Genomic DNA, 16,183 nt, shown 5'->3' with positions numbered 1-16,183 from the left:
AATAAGAATGAAAAAGATTGTATTAATAGCGCTGTGCCTTTTAGGAGTGCAGTTTGCCAAAGCCCAGGTGACTGATAGTAGAGTGATTACTACAGCAGTTCCTTTTTTAACAATAGCCGCTGATGCCCGTGCTGCCGGTATGGCAGATAACGGAGTAGCAACGTCTTCGGATGTTTATTCACAACAGTGGAACCCGGCAAAATATGCATTTGCTTTAAAAGAGCATGGTCTATCATTTAGTTACACTCCTTATCTGACAGATATCGCTAATGATATATCTTTGGGTCAGGTGACTTATTATAACAGATTTAATGAAAGAAGTGCCTTTGCGGGTAGTCTTCGTTACTTTGGTTTGGGTGATATTGAACTTCGTCAGAATCCTGATGATCCTGCAGTAGTTAGGTCCCCAAATGAACTTGCTGTAGACTTGTCGTATTCACTTAAGCTTGATGAGCAGTTTTCAATGGCTATAGCCGGACGTTTCATCAGCTCTAACTTAAAAATACCTGAATCGGCAGGAGGGGGTGATGCCAGTGCAGCTACAACTTTTGCTTTTGATGTAGCCGGTTTCTACCAGTCTGAAGAGATTGCTTTTTCTGATTTCAATGGACGTTGGAGAGCAGGTTTTAATTTTCAGAACCTTGGTCCTAAATTAAGCTATGATAACGATCCGGAAATGAGTGCAAACTTTTTGCCTTCTACAATGAAGCTTGGCGGTGGGTTTGATTTTATTTTCGATGAGTATAATAAGTTAGGTGTTAATCTTGAGCTGGCAAAACTTTTAGTACCTACCCCTAAGGAGGTAACTGATAGAAATGGTGATGGTAATATTAATGCAGACGATCAGGCAATTGTTAACGAGGAATATAATGATATAGGCTGGGTGTCTGGTATCTTTAAATCATTCGGTGATGCGCCGGGAGGTTTTAGTGAAGAACTTAAAGAAGTTACTTACTCGGTAGGTGCTGAGTATTCTTACCAGGATGCCTTTATGTTCCGTTTGGGTTATTTTAACGAGAACGAACTAAAAGGGGCTCGTAAATTTTTCTCTCTTGGTGCCGGATTCAGATATACGGTAGTTAAAATTGACGTGTCTTACCTGTTCTCTGCTTCTCAGGTTAGAAATCCTCTTGAAAACACACTTCGTTTCTCACTTAGCTTCAACTTCGGAGACGACTGGGACGAATATTAGTATAATATATAAAATAAGGGATTCATTTGAATCCCTTATTTTTTGTTTAATAACAAAGGCTTTTGAGTTACCCCAAAAAATAAACAAAATACTTAGCTTATTTTTTTTTGTTATTGATGGGAAGTAGTATTTTTGCCTTTCGCAAATTTGTGTGAGGAAACTATTTGCGGTCACAGAAAACATTTTTTATAAAATCACATCAGCAACAATAATTTAGCCCAATGAAAGAAATAACAAAAGAGGTTTATCTGAAGTGGTATGAGGATATGCAGTTTTGGAGAAAATTTGAAGACAAACTTGCAGCTTTATACATTCAGCAAAAAGTTAGAGGTTTCCTTCACTTATATAACGGACAGGAAGCTGTCCTTGCAGGAGCATTGCATGCAATGGATCTTTCAAAAGATAAAATGATTACAGCTTACCGTAACCACGTTCAGCCAATAGGTATGGGGGTGGATCCTAAGAAAGTTATGGCAGAGCTTTTAGGTAAAGCAACAGGTACTTCACAAGGTCTTGGTGGTTCGATGCACATTTTCTCAAAAGAGCATGGATTCTACGGAGGTCACGGTATCGTAGGTGCTCAGATACCTGTAGGTGCAGGTATGGCATTTGCCGATAAATATTTTAATACAGGTGGTGTAACCCTTACTTATTTTGGTGATGGTGCTGCACGTCAGGGATCGCTTCACGAAGCTTTCAATATGGCGATGCTTTGGAAACTTCCTGTAGTTTTTATTGTAGAGAATAACGGTTATGCAATGGGTACTTCTGTTGAGCGTACTGCTAACCATACAGATATCTGGAAACTTGGTCTTGGTTATGAAATGCCATGTGGACCTGTTGACGGAATGAACCCTATTAAAGTTGCTGAGGCAATGCACGAAGCAATGGAAAGAGCAAGAAGAGGAGACGGACCTACGTTCCTTGAAATGAAAACGTATCGTTACCGTGGTCACTCAATGAGTGATGCGCAGCACTATAGAACTAAAGAGGAGGTTGAAGAGTACAAAAAAATCGACCCTATTACTCAGGTTCTTGATATTATTAAAGAAAACAACTATGCAACTGAGGCAGAGATCGAGGCTATCGATCAGAGAGTAAAAGACCTTGTTGAGGAGTGCGAAAAATTCGCTGAAGAGTCTCCATATCCGGACTTAAGCGTAATGTACGACGTTGTTTACGATCAAAAAGATTATCCATTCTTACCACATAAACTATAATTACCATGGCAAAAATCATTACAATGCCGCGCCTTAGCGACACAATGACCGAAGGTACTGTGGCTACGTGGCTTAAGAAAGTTGGAGACGTTATTAAAGAAGGCGATATCCTTGCTGAGATTGAGACTGATAAAGCTACTATGGAATTTGAGGCTTTTGATGCAGGTACGCTTTTACATATTGGAATTAATGAGGGCGAAACTGCACCTGTAGATTCAGTTCTTGCTATCATCGGAGAAGCCGGAGAAGATATTTCAGGTCTTCTTAACGGTAATGCAGCTCCTGCTGCTGAGGCTAAAAAAGAAGAGGCCGCTGCTCCAAAAGCAGAAGTTGCTGCTGAAACTGCAGCTCCTGCTGCATCGGCAGAACTGCCTAAAGGTGTTACTGTGGTAACAATGCCTCGTCTAAGTGATACAATGACTGAAGGTACTGTTGCAACATGGCTTAAAAAAGAAGGCGATACAGTAAAAGAAGGTGATATTCTTGCTGAGATTGAAACTGATAAAGCAACAATGGAGTTTGAATCATTCCATTCAGGTGTGCTTCTTAAAATAGGAATTCAGGAAGGTCAAACAGCATCTGTAGATAGTATGCTTGCTATCATCGGGCCTGCCGGAACAGATGTTTCAGGTATTGATGCTAATGCTGCTGCGCCGGCTCCTGCAAAATCTGAAGCTACGCCGGTTGCTGAAACTAAGAAAGAAGAAGCTGCTGCTCCACAAGCTGACGCTGCTCCTGTTGCTAATGATGGAGGAAGAGTATTTGCTTCTCCGCTTGCCCGTAAAATTGCCGAGGATAAAGGTGTTAATCTGAATCAGGTAAAAGGTTCCGGAGAAAACGGACGTATCGTTAAGAAAGATATTGAAAACTTTACTCCTGCTGCTGCCCAGCCTGCTGCTTCTGCCGCTCCGGCACAATCGGCTGCTGCTCCTGCTGCTGTAGCTTACACGCCTGTAGGTGAAGTGGCTACTGAAGAAGTGAAAAACAACCAAATGCGTAAAACTATTGCGCGTCGTCTGGCTGAATCTAAATTCACTGCTCCGGAGTATAGCTTAACTATTGAGCTTGATATGGATAATGCTATTGCAAGCCGTAATGTTATCAACGCTGTTCCTGATACTAAAGTATCATTCAACGATATGGTTATCAAGGCTAGTGCTATGGCGTTACGTAAGCATCCGCAAATTAATACACACTGGAAAGATGATGTTACTGTTTACAACAAACATATCAGTATAGGTGTTGCTGTTGCTGTTGAAGACGGACTTGTGGTTCCGGTACTTAAGTTTACTGACATGATGAGTCTTTCTCAAATTGGTACTGGGGTTAAGGATCTTGCCGGTAAAGCAAGAAACAAAAAACTTACTCCTGCCGAAATGGACGGAAGTACATTTACAGTTTCTAACTTAGGTATGTTTGGTATCCAGGAATTTACATCTATCATCAATCAGCCGAACTCAGCTATCCTTTCAGTAGGGGCTATCGTTCAGAAGCCAGTTGTTAAGAATGGACAGATTGTAGTAGGAAACACTATGACAGTAACGCTGACTTGTGATCACCGTACAATTGATGGTGCTACGGGAGCTCAGTTCCTGCAAACCCTGAAACAATATATCGAGAATCCGGTTACTATGCTGGCGTAAGCTTGCAGTAATCAAAATATATACCCGTTCTGGATTCAGGACGGGTATTTTTTTGTAGAATTGTTTATGGGGAAATTAAGGGAATTGCTTTTTGGTGAATATAATAGCCTGGAAAGGGCGCTTAAAAATCCTAACAGGGTTAAGAGGCTTAGTCTGCATTTTACTGCAAATATTGATGATTTTGCTGAAGATTTTTTAAAGTTCAGTAAATTAAGTTCTTTATATGTTTTAGTGGCAGGTAATTATTCAAAGCTTCTTCCTGAACAAATAGGAGAGTTGAAAACATTAACTGAATTAACGATAATTAATGTGCCGTTTAAGGAAGTTTCCTTTATGGATTACGAGATTAGATAGATTGAAGCGTTTGTGTTTAAGAGGATTTGATTTTTTAGAGCTTCATCCTGATGTAAAAAAAATGGATAATCTGAAGGAGCTGAGTCTTGAGAATTATGATTTTACAATAATTCCTGAAGATATAAGGGATCTTGAAAATCTACGAGTGTTGAGTTTTAATGCCGACTGGTTGTTAAAGGTTGAGGAAAATCAACTTCCTGAAAAGCTTGAAGAGCTAAATGTTTTCCGTCAGCAGATCGACGATAAGGTATTGAAAGAGTTAAAAGAAAAGAGACCGCTGCTAAAGATTAATTTTTATGATAGATGATATACTCAAAAATGAAATTGAGCTTTTGATTTCTAAACGTAACCTTATTTTTGAATCTTAAATCAACTTGTAAATTTTTCTTATTTTAGCTGAATACAAAAAACAAAACATGAAAAAACTTATATATGTTTCCCTTTTATCCTTGGGATGCGTAGGGATGATTTCTGCCCAGAAAAAGAAGACTGCACACACTCCTTATAAGGTAGAAGAGGCATCAGTAATAACAACGCTTAAATTTCTTGCGTCTGATGATTTGAAAGGCCGTGAGCCGGGTACGCCGGAAATGGAAATGGCTGCTCGTTATCTGGAGGATGTGCTTCAAAAGAATGGAATAAAACCTTATTTTTCAACATACAGGGATACACTTTCCAATATGACTGTGCCGGCTTATAATATTGTTGGTGTTCTCGAAGGAACTGATCCTAAATTGAAAAAAGAGTTTGTTGTAATTGGGGCGCATTATGATCACATCGGGCTTGCAAAAGAAACTGTAAATGGTGACAATATTTATAATGGGGCCGATGATAACGCAACAGGTACTACAACCGTTGCAGAACTGGTTAATTATTATGGCAAGGTAAAATCGAATAAACGCAGTATTTTGTTCTGCTTTTTCTCGGGTGAGGAAAAAGGTCTTTTGGGGTCAAAGCATCTTGCTGCTAAGCTGAAAGAGCAGAACTTTCCTGTTTACACCATGTTGAATTTTGAAATGACAGGTGTGCCGTTAGGGGATGGTTTATTAGCTTACTTAACAGGTTATGGGCGTAGTAATATGGCAGATAAGTTAAATGAGTATGCCGGTAAAAAGATAATTGGCTCAAATGCTTTTGAGATGCAATACCAGTTGTTCAGGGCATCGGATAATTATCCGTTTTGGCAGGAATTTAATATTCCTGCACATACATTGTGTACTACTGAGATGACGGCTTTTAAATATTACCATCAGCTAGGTGATGAATTTGATGTTATGGATACTAAGCATATGACTGATTTTATACAACAGATGATACCAGTGGTAGAAAAAACAGTAAATGCGCCAAGTAAAGAAATTGTATTGAAAAAATAATGAAGAATATAATTATAACAGGTACAAGCAGAGGGATAGGGTATGAGTTGGCTCTTCAGTTTGCAAAAGCGGGTCATAATGTACTTGCAATTTCCAGAAAAATACCTGAAGCCCTAATTGAAAATCGAAATATCTCATGTCTTAAAATAGATCTTGCTTCAGGAGAAGGGTTAGAGCGTATTTCAGACTTTGTTGAAAAAACATGGAAAACGGTAGATATTCTAATCCATAATGCAGGTGCTTTGATATTGAAACCATTTGCTCAAATATCTGCTGAAGAATTTGAGTATATCTATAAAGTAAATGTTTTTGGAGTAGCTGCCCTCAACAGGGTTATACTGCCTTATATGCCTAAAGGAAGTCATGTAGTAACCATCAGCAGTATGGGAGGAGTTCAGGGTACAATGAAGTTTGCCGGACTTGCCGCTTATAGTTCCAGTAAAGGAGCTGTGATTACGCTTAGTGAACTTTTGGCGGAAGAATACCGTGAACAGGGAATCTCGTTTAATGTACTGGCTCTCGGCGCTGTAAATACCGAGATGTTGCAGGAAGCTTTTCCTGGGTATGAAGCGCCGCTTTCTCCTAAACAAATGAGTGATTATATTTATAATTTTGCGCTAACCGGCAATACTTATTTTAATGGTAAAGTACTGCAGGTGTCAAGTACTACGCCTTAATACGTGAAACATATACTTTCCCCTTATTTGCCTGAACATGCTACAGATGCAGCTTTTGAGCTGATAAAACATTATGGGGTTAACCTGAAGATAGTTAATGAAAGGGTAACGCGTCATGGTGATTATAGGCGGGATCATAACGGATTACATCAGATAACTGTGAATGCCAGTCTGAATAAATACCGTTTCCTGATTACGCTTATACATGAAATTGCGCATTTAGCTGCTTTTGAGAAGTATGGAAGGAATATTAAGCCTCATGGGGATGAATGGAAAAGTACTTTTCAGAAGCTAATGGTGCCTTTTATTCGTCCTGAGATATTCCCGAATCAGTTATTGCCATTACTTGCCAGGCACTTTAGAAATCCGAAAGCAAGCAGTGATACCGATGCTACTCTTGCAATTGCTTTAAAACAATTTGATGATAGGTCGGAAAAGAATTATATATTTGAACTTCCTTACGGAAGCCATTTTAGAATACACAATGGCAAGATTTTCAAAAAGGGGGCCCAAAGGGTTAAACGATTTGAATGTCTTGAGATTAGTACCGGCAGAGTATATCTTTTTAATCCTAATGCTGAAGTTGAGCTTGTGCCCTAATGTGTTAAATGAAAATTAAACGGCTTTGTTTTTTGCTTATTAAGTAGAAACTTTACTTAAGGAATTAAAACCAAAAGAATGAACACAAACTATTATGCGGTATTGATGGCTGGCGGTGTTGGCTCTCGTTTCTGGCCTGTAAGCACTACACAGTTTCCTAAACAGTTTCATGATATGCTGGGTACGGGAGAAACCCTTATTCAAAAGACATATAGCAGGCTTACTAAACTTATACCGCAGGAAAATATACTTGTACTTACTAACGAAATCTATAATGATATCGTGTTGGAGCAATTGCCGGAGCTTACTCCTGATCAGATTGTTCTAGAACCGGCAATGCGCAATACTGCGCCCTGTATACTTTATGCTACGCTGAAGATAAAGAAACTAAATCCTGATGCCTTAATGGTTGTTGCGCCAACAGATCATTGGATTGAAGATGAAGATGCTTTTCTTCAAAATCTTCAAAGCGCATTTGATTGTGCCGGAAAAGAAGAGGTACTAATGACTCTTGGTATAAAGCCTACTTTTCCAAATACAGGATATGGTTATATAGAATATGATTTCAAAACGGACAGGCAAATTAAAAAAGTAGAGCAGTTTAGGGAAAAACCTGATTATGCTACCGCGAAATCTTTTTTAGCGCAAGGGAATTTTCTTTGGAATGCCGGTATTTTTATTTGGGGCGTTAAAGCTGTAACTAATGCTTTTCTTAAGTTTCAGCCGGATATGTATGAGCTTTTCATGGCAGGCTATGAGAGTTATAATACTGCAGAGGAAAAGCGATTTATTGGGGCTAATTATATTAAGAGCAATAATATTTCTATTGACTACGCTGTAATGGAAAAAGCATCTAATGTTTATGTGCTTCCTGCAGATTTTGACTGGAATGATCTTGGCACATGGGGGTCTTTGCATGATAAACTTGATAAGGATGAAAATAACAATGCTGTAGTTAATGCCAGAGTATTTATTGAAAACGCAACCAACAATATAATTAGGACGGATAAAGGTAAAACAGTTATTGTTGACGGTCTTAATAACTACATTGTAGTGGATAAGGAAGATATATTGCTGATTTATCCTAAGGAAAAAGAGCAGGAAATAAAGAAAATAACAGAAATTGTTACATCAGCTGCTAAAAAAGTATAATAAGTGTAAGATTTTTTGTTAAAAAATGTAGGTTTTTTCTAGGTGTCTAAAGAAATGAATATCTTTAGCATACTTAAACTGAACCAGCATGACTGAAAAATTACCTTCTTACAGGTTATTACTCAATGTAATAATCCTGTTTTTCTCATTGAGTGCATTTGCGCAACTCCCCGTATTCAATTTTACGGTTACAAAGACTGATGAGACTTGCTTAAATAACGGAGTACTTAATTTTGCAGTTTCAGGACTTCAACCCGGAGCTACCGTAACCTATAAAGTATATTTGCTTCCGGATACGGTTAACGATGTGATTACCACAACCAATACTACTGTCCCGGGACGTACTTCGGGTAATTATACAATAGTTGCTACTCAGTCTCTTAATGGACAAACAAGTACAAATACACAAAGTATTACTATTAATAATCTGATCGTACCACTTACTTATGGTTTTACTGTTACAAATTCACGCTGTGGTAACGATGGTGCTATTACTCTGACAGCTACCTCTGGTTATCCTTCTACCTATGAAATTATAGCAGGGCCGGTTATTAAACCTCCTCAGGCCTCAAATGTTTTGACGGGGCTTCCGGCCGGTTTATATTCTGTAAGGGTGACAGACACTTGTGGCGAAGCGGTAGTGGTAAGTATTACCGTTACTCAGTCTACGACTGGTATAATTATTTTAGATCCTGATTTTAGTGATATTCCTGAATTGCCGGGTTGTAATACTATTACAGTATTAAATCATATAGGGGCGAGCCAGCCTAATATCATATTCTTTCCTATTACTGTCCAATATACTGTTTATCCTCCGGGAGGTGGTACACCTATCGTTACAACTTTATCAAATGTAATGACAAGTGATCTGAGTTTTGATATGCCTTTTTACAATAATCAGCAATACTCTTATAGCATAAAAATAACTGATGCCTGCGGAAATATATTTACCAAAAATTCGATGGCGATTAATCAACAGTATTCGGTTCAGGTTTTGGATGAAGTTGAAGGGTGTGGTAATAATTTCTTCAGTTTACAGGTCGCTAACTTTGTTGGACCTGTAAATGTAACTTTTACCAGTTCACCAGCCGGATTTACCCCGTCAGCTCTCAATATAAATCATCCTAACTTTGATGTGCCTGTGATAGAGTATGGCGGAGACGGAGCTTATGCTCCGGAGGGAGATTATACGGCAGTAGTTGTAGACGCTTGCGGTAGGTCGGTTACGTTAAATTTTACACTTAACGATGATGATTTAGATGAGCCGCAGGTAACCGGAGATATGGCCGCTTGCGGTGGAGATGGTTCGATAGGGATATCATTTCCGGATCGTGAGGTAGATAGCGTTATCCTTACATCGGCTCCGGCAGGATACCCGGGACCTTTCCCTTTAGATGTAAGCGCGGGTATTGATGCTGATGGTTTTTTTAACATGGTAGATATTCCTCCCGGCACTTATGTTTTTGTAGTAACGGATGAATGTGGGAATGAATATGATGTAGTGAGGGAAGTTACATCGGGTGCATCTTCGGATAATCTAACGGTGCTTCATCGTGCGGGCTGTGCTTTAGGATACGGATCGGTTAGAATTGCAAGTTCATTGGGGTTGACGGGGCTTGTTATTACTGCTGCACCTACTTCATTTGGACAGACTCTTCCTTATAATGCTTCAGTTAATGTCGCTTCTGATGGTAGATTTTACATGAACTCATTACCGGCAGGGAATTATACTGTGCAGGGTACTAATATTTGTGGACAGGTACTTACTTTAAATTTTGTGGTTTCGGGATATGGAATGTCGGTCAATACTGTTGATGTGGCCAAGCATTGTGGATCTTTTGACCTCTTTTTACAACATGTGAGCAATGGTAATTATGTTCCGGGCTATTTCCTTCAAAGATTAGACCCCGTTACCGGCAATTGGGAACATCCTGATACAGGTGTAGATTTTGTTGAAGGAACTGCTGTAAATTCATTAAATTCTTTACCATTAGGAAATAACCAAACGGCTTTAAGTCTTGTTTATACGGGTGAATTCAGGGTGATAAAAACATTCTTTGTTTATGACAATGGCAGTATCGCTAACATTCGTTGTTATCATGTGCTGCATACATTTAATTTTGGAGGTGGTCCTGAGATAATTGATGCGTATAGTTTTCCTTGTACTAATGGTTTGACTGAAGTTGCAGTTATAGCAGATGGTATACCTCCATTAACTTATAGTATAACTACTAAGGACGGACAACCATTTACTGTAAACAATGGTCAGTCTAACCTCTTTACCGGATTAGAAAGCGCAACATATAATTTTAGACTAACTGATGTTTGTGGAAATATCAGGAATATTTTACTGGATATTGATGCACTTGATCCTATTACTATTCAGGCTGAAGGATTTTGTGAAGGAGAAGATAGTAAACTTTTTGTGCCTGAATTTACTTTTCTTGATTATAAATGGTTTAAAGAAGGTGCTCCCGGAGTTGTACTGAGTACTACTGGTACGCTTAACTTCCCCGATTATGAATCGGCAACCGATGGAGGGGTTTACCATCTTAGTGTTACAAGCGATAATCCTTTGTCGTGTATGAACCAGGAGTTGAGTTTTTCATTGTTGGAAAACACATTACCAAATGCAGGCCAGGATATAACTACCCAGTTTTGTAATAATGGTGAACCAACAGATCTTAGGAGTTTCTTAGAAGACGGGATTGTTACAAATGGCGACTGGGAAGATGTGAATAATACGGGTATGCTGACAAATCATACATTAACTACTGCAGGATTGCCTGAAGGGACATATCAGTTTAGGTATATAGTGTCAGGGTTGTGTAATTTGTCTGATAATGCCATACTTACGCTTGATGTGAAAAATATTCCTCAGGCTCCCTCAATCAATACGGTTTCACCGGTTTGTGAAGGAGGTAATTTACAATTGGGAACTACAGCGGTTGCAGGGGCTACTTATCAATGGAATGGTCCCAATGGATTTACGTCTGATCTTGAAACGGTTTTAATAAATGCGGTTTCCCTTGATAATGCAGGGACTTACACCCTAAGCGCTACAATCAATGGATGTACTTCTTTGCTGAGCAGTGTAGACGTCGTTATTAATCCTTTGCCAAAAGCAGGATATGACGCTACTGTGCCTATTTGTAATGAAGGTAATGCGGTAGATCTTGTGTCTTATTTATCAGGTTCATTTGATGAGAATGGTGTTTGGGAAGACGTTAACGGAACAGGTGCATTAACAGGAAGTAATTTTGCAACTTCAGGAATTGGTGAAGGGACATATCAGTTCAGGTATGTTGTTACCAATGTTTGTAATGATACTGATGATGCTATAATCGAGATACAACTTAAAAACATTCCGGATGCTCCCGTGCTAAATCCTGTGGCCCCAGTTTGTGAGGGTACAGATATTCAGCTTTCTGCCGATACGGTTGCTAATGCTGTATATCAATGGACAGGCCCTAACGGATTTACTTCTGCTGAACAAAACCCGCTTATTGCGGCTGCGGGTATTCAGGCAAGTGGAGATTATTCTTTGAGTGTTTTAGTGAATGGCTGTGCCTCAGATGTTACTGTAGTACCGGTGATGGTAAATGCTACTCCACAATTTATGATTGAAGGTAATACGGAATTATGCGAAGGGCAGGCATCTCTTCTTACAGTTATGCCAGCTAATTTTAACGGCACAACAGCTTCTTATCAATGGTATCTTGAAGGAAATCTTCTGGGTGAGACTTCTGCTAATCTATCAATATCCCAAATAGGTAATTATGAGGTGATTGTTGATAATGCCACTTGTACAGCGAGCCGTGAAATAGTTGTTGTAGTAAATGATAATCCGTTTGAGTTAGAGCTAGGTTCGGGTTGTATGAATTATGATTATATGCTTTGGGTAGAAAATATAAGCGATATTAATGGTGCTACGGTTGTGTGGACTGGTCCTCAGGATTTTAATTTCATTGGCCTGCAGGCAAATATTACCAATAAGCCTGAAGGTGATTATACTGCAACAGTTACCAATGCTGAGGGTTGTACTGCTGTAGCTACTATAACTATTGATAATACCTCATGTATCATTCCTAAGGGAGTTTCTCCTAATGGTGATGGTCTGAACGATACTTTTAATCTCTCTAACCTTGATGTTGTTGAGCTGAAAATATTCAACAGGTACGGACTTAAAGTATATGAGGCTCATAATTACCTTAATGAATGGCATGGGCAGTCGGATAAAGGTACACTGCCTACAGGTACATATTATTATATGATAACCCTTTCCGCTGGAAAACAGGTAACGGGCTGGGTCTACCTTCAAAGGGAGGAGTAAATTAATAAATTAAATTATTTTGGATTTTTAGGATGTAGTTGTGAAACGATAATTGTTTTAGTGATTATAGGTTTGATTTTTGTGAATAATTTAAAATTTTAACCAGTAACGCAACTATTGATTTTTATTAGCATCTAAGAAATAGGCATGGAAGTTTAGACCTTAAAATGACAAAAGATTTGTAATCCATTGGAATATGAATTTTCAAAATGGAATAAGGTTTAAGTTTTATTACACTTTTATTCAGGTAGAAATACTGCTGCCTGAATAAAAGTTAAACAGCCTTAAGCAGCCTACTACTGTATTAATACCTTTTTTGAAGGAAGGGTTACGATAAAGAATGCTATGAAAACCAAAATCACCAACTATGAAACAAACCAGCAAATCTGCACTAAAAGTTTTTTTATGCTTTTTAGTGCTTTTTTTATGCCATGATCTTAGGGCGCAGTTGTCGCCATTTACAATCGCTGTTACATCTTCTCCGCAAACTTGTCTTGGTAATGGCTCATTAAGTTTTGTTGTTACAGGCGCAAATCCACAGGCATCATTGGAATTTGAAGTTTATCTGCTACCTGATGCTGTTCAGCCGGTAACTACCGTAACAACTTTAATCGCTACAGGTCTTGTGTCAGGTAGTTATAAAGTTATAGCTACGCAAACACTTAATGGGCAATCTAATTTTGCCACAGCAAATGCAACAGTTTTAGATAACACTGTGCCTTTTGCATATACAACAAGTGTCCTTAATGTAAATTGTCAGCATGAGGGTAGTATCACAGTGAATGTTACTTCAGGTACCGCTACTGCCTATGAGATAATTTCGGGGCCGGAGATTTTTCCACAACAAGCCTCAAATATCTTTTCCGGACTTCAGGCAGGACAATATGAAGTGAGAGTGTATGACAGCTGCAATGATGCTTTGGTAACTACAGTAACAGTATCTGATCAGGTTTCGCAAATATATTTTTCAGCTATAAATGTGGGAGAAGGAGCTTTACCTTCATGTAATACTATTAAAGTTAACTATAATATTAATAGTCAGGGGAACAATTCAGAAATTGCTTTTCCTCTCACGATAAAATATAAAATATATCCGCCGTCAGGCGGAACTCCCGAGATTGTTAATCAAACAATAGCAACAGGCGGAAGCAATAATTATATATCAGCTGAAATACCTTTTTATTACGCGCAGACTTATAATTTTGATGTTGAGATTACAGATGCGTGTGGTAATGTTTTTGTTAGTCCTAATAATCAGGTTTACAAAGTTTTTGATCTGAATTTAAGTGAATCAAGTCCATCGTGTAATGCCTTTTTTATTAATTTGAGCGTTAATAATTACGTACTTCCCTATACGGTGGATTTTATTTCTGCTCCTGCGGGATTCAATCCATCCCAGTTTAATACTTCACATCCGGTTATTGCTACGTCAACAACTACTTATGGTACGCCTCAAAATCCCTTACCTCCAGGTGCTTATGTTATTCAGTTAACTGATGCCTGTGGACACATTACTCAGCGTACCATAACTTTAGCAGAAGGAGGTACTCCTTATGTTCAGGTGTCGCAAGGAGGAGATTGCTTTTATAACATTGGGATTCAGTTGCCTAATTCAAGAGTTTTTGCTTCAGCAACACTCATTTCGGCACCGGCATCTTTTGGAACTGTCCCGCAGGATCTATCTTCTTTTATCAATGGCTCATTGTTATTTTTAACAGGAGCGACAGTTGGAAATTATACATTTGAAATTACGGATGTATGTGGAAATGAATATATAGTAGATGCTAATGTGGCTTCATCAGGCGCTTCTGTTCTCTATGTTCAACAGGCTTATGGTTGTGTGTCAGGGTTAGGTTCGATGATGGCTTACACAGGAGGTAGTGAGCTGGCTTTTCTTCGAATTACAAATGCCCCTGATACATTTACAGGAATATTGCCATTTGATGTTTCATATAATATTGTAAATGGAGTGTTTTACATGAATTCTCTGCCGGGAGGTTTGTATGAATTTGATGGTTTTGATGTGTGTGGTAATTTAAAAACACTTAGCTGTGAAATTATAGCGAGTGGGGAAGAGGATGTTCCGGCTGAAGTTATATACCATTGCGGATCATATGATATAGATTTGCATGATGGCATCACAGATGCTTTTTCTACTTATTTGTTGCAGGTGTTTGATGAAGAAACAGGACAATGGAAAGATCCTCAATGGGGGACGCCAAATGAAGGTTTTTATCTTGAGAATAATAAAATAACTTATAATTTTATATATAAAGGAGACTTCAGAATTATTAAACGAGGGCTTAATTATATAAATGGTTCAGAATATGATCCTGATGGCTCGGTAGGTCTTATGGAATACTGTACTACTGAGATTTTTGCGTTCAGTTTTAGCGGAGCACCGGAAATAAAAGGAGCTTATGCTTTTCCATGTTCCAATGGGCTTTCGGAAGTGATTATAGATGCAGAAGGAAGCTCGCCATTATTGTATTCCATTAGCCAGAAAAATGGAGAAGTGTATGTTGTAAATAATGGTGAAAATATGGTGTTCACTGCTCTTGAAAATGCTGTTTATAATTTTAGTGTGATCGATGAATGCGGTAATATCGCAAATATCCAGTACGATATAACTAATCTTAAACCTCTTGCTATTCTACAGGATGGTTTTTGTGAAGGAGAAGCCAGTGCGCTATATGTAAAGCAATATACTTTTCTTACTTATGAATGGTGGAAAGAAGGTGCCCCTGAAACAATTCTCAGCACTACTAACAGACTTGAATTTCCAAATTTTACTCCCGACCAAATGGGAATTTACTACCTAAAGATTGTGTCTACTACCCCAGGGTCTTGTATAGATACTGTAATACTGCATGCTATTGAACTTCCAAAAGCTGCCGATGCCGGTAGTGATGCAATGGTTGTACATTGTAGTCAGGTTGATAGTATTAATCTTAACGACTATCTTTCAGAAGGTCATACAGCAGGTGGCGTTTGGGAAGATAAAACTAATACCGGGTTTTTAAACGGAAGTGTTTTTTATGTAGGGCAGACTACTCCGGGTATTTATGAATTTAGTTATACAGTTTCACAATGTGATACGAGCGATCAGGCAATCATAACTTTGGATGTGAAAGAGAGGGAGGTATTGGATATTACTGCAGGATGTATTGATTTTAAATATACTCTCAGTATAAACGACATATCTGATGCTATAATCGTGTGGGAAGGCCCTGATGGCTTTTCATCATCATTGCCCGTTGTTGATATTTCAGGTGGTGCAAAAGGAAAATATACTGTGACGGTTACTAATTCCGAAGGGTGTGTTGCTGAAGCAGCTGTAGAAGTTAATGACACATTTTGTGATTTGCCCAAAGGAGTTTCTCCAAATGGAGACGGATATAATGATTTCCTTGATCTTTCAAGCCTTAATGTGTCTGAAATTGATATATTCAATCGTTATGGATTGCTGATTTATAAAGGCGAGAATTATAAAAAAGAATGGTATGGGCAGACCGATACTGGTGGAGAGGCTCCAACAGGTACTTATTATTATGTTTTAAAGCTCAGCTCAGGAAAACAGGTAACAGGCTGGGTTTACCTTCAGAGGGAGGAGTAATAACAACAAAAAAGCGCTTAGAT

The 16,183-nt window shown here is 38.6% G+C and carries 11 protein-coding genes; all 11 read left to right on the top strand.

The window, feature by feature from the left end:
- Positions 1 to 7 precede the first annotated feature (7 nt).
- A complete protein-coding gene (gene porV / locus DEU42_RS06815) occupies positions 8 to 1,192 on the top strand; it encodes a type IX secretion system outer membrane channel protein PorV (RefSeq protein WP_114757529.1) in 1,185 nt (394 codons plus the stop codon).
- A 221-nt stretch (positions 1,193 to 1,413) separates the two neighbouring features.
- On the top strand, positions 1,414 to 2,412 hold the full coding sequence (pdhA, locus tag DEU42_RS06810; RefSeq protein ID WP_114757528.1) for a pyruvate dehydrogenase (acetyl-transferring) E1 component subunit alpha: 999 nt from the start codon (positions 1,414 to 1,416) through the stop codon (positions 2,410 to 2,412).
- A 5-nt stretch (positions 2,413 to 2,417) separates the two neighbouring features.
- Positions 2,418 to 4,055, top strand: coding sequence for a pyruvate dehydrogenase complex dihydrolipoamide acetyltransferase (locus tag DEU42_RS06805; protein WP_114757527.1), 1,638 nt, complete (start codon positions 2,418 to 2,420; stop codon positions 4,053 to 4,055).
- 66 nt (positions 4,056 to 4,121) lie between these two features.
- The gene (locus tag DEU42_RS06800) at positions 4,122 to 4,409 is read left to right on the top strand and encodes a hypothetical protein (RefSeq protein WP_114757526.1); all 288 of its coding nucleotides are present in this window, start codon (positions 4,122 to 4,124) and stop codon (positions 4,407 to 4,409) included.
- A gap of 61 nt (positions 4,410 to 4,470) precedes the next feature.
- The gene (locus tag DEU42_RS06795) at positions 4,471 to 4,716 is read left to right on the top strand and encodes a hypothetical protein (protein WP_147278074.1); all 246 of its coding nucleotides are present in this window, start codon (positions 4,471 to 4,473) and stop codon (positions 4,714 to 4,716) included.
- 109 nt (positions 4,717 to 4,825) lie between these two features.
- Entirely contained in the window at positions 4,826 to 5,782 is a 957-nt protein-coding gene (locus tag DEU42_RS06790) for a M28 family peptidase (RefSeq protein ID WP_114757524.1), read from the top strand.
- A complete protein-coding gene (locus tag DEU42_RS06785) occupies positions 5,782 to 6,459 on the top strand; it encodes an SDR family NAD(P)-dependent oxidoreductase (RefSeq protein ID WP_114757523.1) in 678 nt (225 codons plus the stop codon). The genes DEU42_RS06790 and DEU42_RS06785 overlap by 1 nt, the downstream gene beginning before the upstream one ends.
- 3 nt (positions 6,460 to 6,462) lie before the next feature.
- Positions 6,463 to 7,059: a SprT-like domain-containing protein gene (locus DEU42_RS06780; protein WP_114757522.1), complete on the top strand. Its 597-nt coding sequence runs from the start codon at positions 6,463 to 6,465 to the stop codon at positions 7,057 to 7,059.
- A 78-nt stretch (positions 7,060 to 7,137) separates the two neighbouring features.
- On the top strand, positions 7,138 to 8,211 hold the full coding sequence (locus DEU42_RS06775) for a mannose-1-phosphate guanylyltransferase (protein WP_114757521.1): 1,074 nt from the start codon (positions 7,138 to 7,140) through the stop codon (positions 8,209 to 8,211).
- An 88-nt stretch (positions 8,212 to 8,299) separates the two neighbouring features.
- Positions 8,300 to 12,544: a gliding motility-associated C-terminal domain-containing protein gene (locus DEU42_RS06770; RefSeq protein WP_114757520.1), complete on the top strand. Its 4,245-nt coding sequence runs from the start codon at positions 8,300 to 8,302 to the stop codon at positions 12,542 to 12,544.
- Positions 12,545 to 12,911: 367 nt separating this feature from the next.
- On the top strand, positions 12,912 to 16,160 hold the full coding sequence (locus tag DEU42_RS06765; RefSeq protein WP_114757519.1) for a gliding motility-associated C-terminal domain-containing protein: 3,249 nt from the start codon (positions 12,912 to 12,914) through the stop codon (positions 16,158 to 16,160).
- Positions 16,161 to 16,183 lie beyond the last annotated feature (23 nt).

This window comes from Flavobacterium sp. AG291, from assembly GCF_003350375.1.
GTDB classification, from domain to species: domain Bacteria; phylum Bacteroidota; class Bacteroidia; order Flavobacteriales; family Flavobacteriaceae; genus Flavobacterium; species Flavobacterium suzhouense.
The sequence above is the reverse complement of the archived record's forward strand: the minus strand, read 5'-3'. Positions and strand labels throughout refer to the sequence as shown.

Bases quoted from the DNA above. Each gene is read 5' to 3' on its own strand.
- porV (WP_114757529.1), top strand. From the start codon at position 8: ATGAAAAAGATTGTATTAATAGCGCTGTGCCTTTTAGGAGTGCAGTTT.
- pdhA (WP_114757528.1), top strand. From the start codon at position 1,414: ATGAAAGAAATAACAAAAGAGGTTTATCTGAAGTGGTATGAGGATATG.
- DEU42_RS06805 (WP_114757527.1), top strand. From the start codon at position 2,418: ATGGCAAAAATCATTACAATGCCGCGCCTTAGCGACACAATGACCGAA.
- DEU42_RS06800 (WP_114757526.1), top strand. From the start codon at position 4,122: ATGGGGAAATTAAGGGAATTGCTTTTTGGTGAATATAATAGCCTGGAA.
- DEU42_RS06795 (WP_147278074.1), top strand. From the start codon at position 4,471: ATGGATAATCTGAAGGAGCTGAGTCTTGAGAATTATGATTTTACAATA.
- DEU42_RS06790 (WP_114757524.1), top strand. From the start codon at position 4,826: ATGAAAAAACTTATATATGTTTCCCTTTTATCCTTGGGATGCGTAGGG.
- DEU42_RS06785 (WP_114757523.1), top strand. From the start codon at position 5,782: ATGAAGAATATAATTATAACAGGTACAAGCAGAGGGATAGGGTATGAG.
- DEU42_RS06775 (WP_114757521.1), top strand. From the start codon at position 7,138: ATGAACACAAACTATTATGCGGTATTGATGGCTGGCGGTGTTGGCTCT.
- DEU42_RS06770 (WP_114757520.1), top strand. From the start codon at position 8,300: ATGACTGAAAAATTACCTTCTTACAGGTTATTACTCAATGTAATAATC.
- DEU42_RS06765 (WP_114757519.1), top strand. From the start codon at position 12,912: ATGAAACAAACCAGCAAATCTGCACTAAAAGTTTTTTTATGCTTTTTA.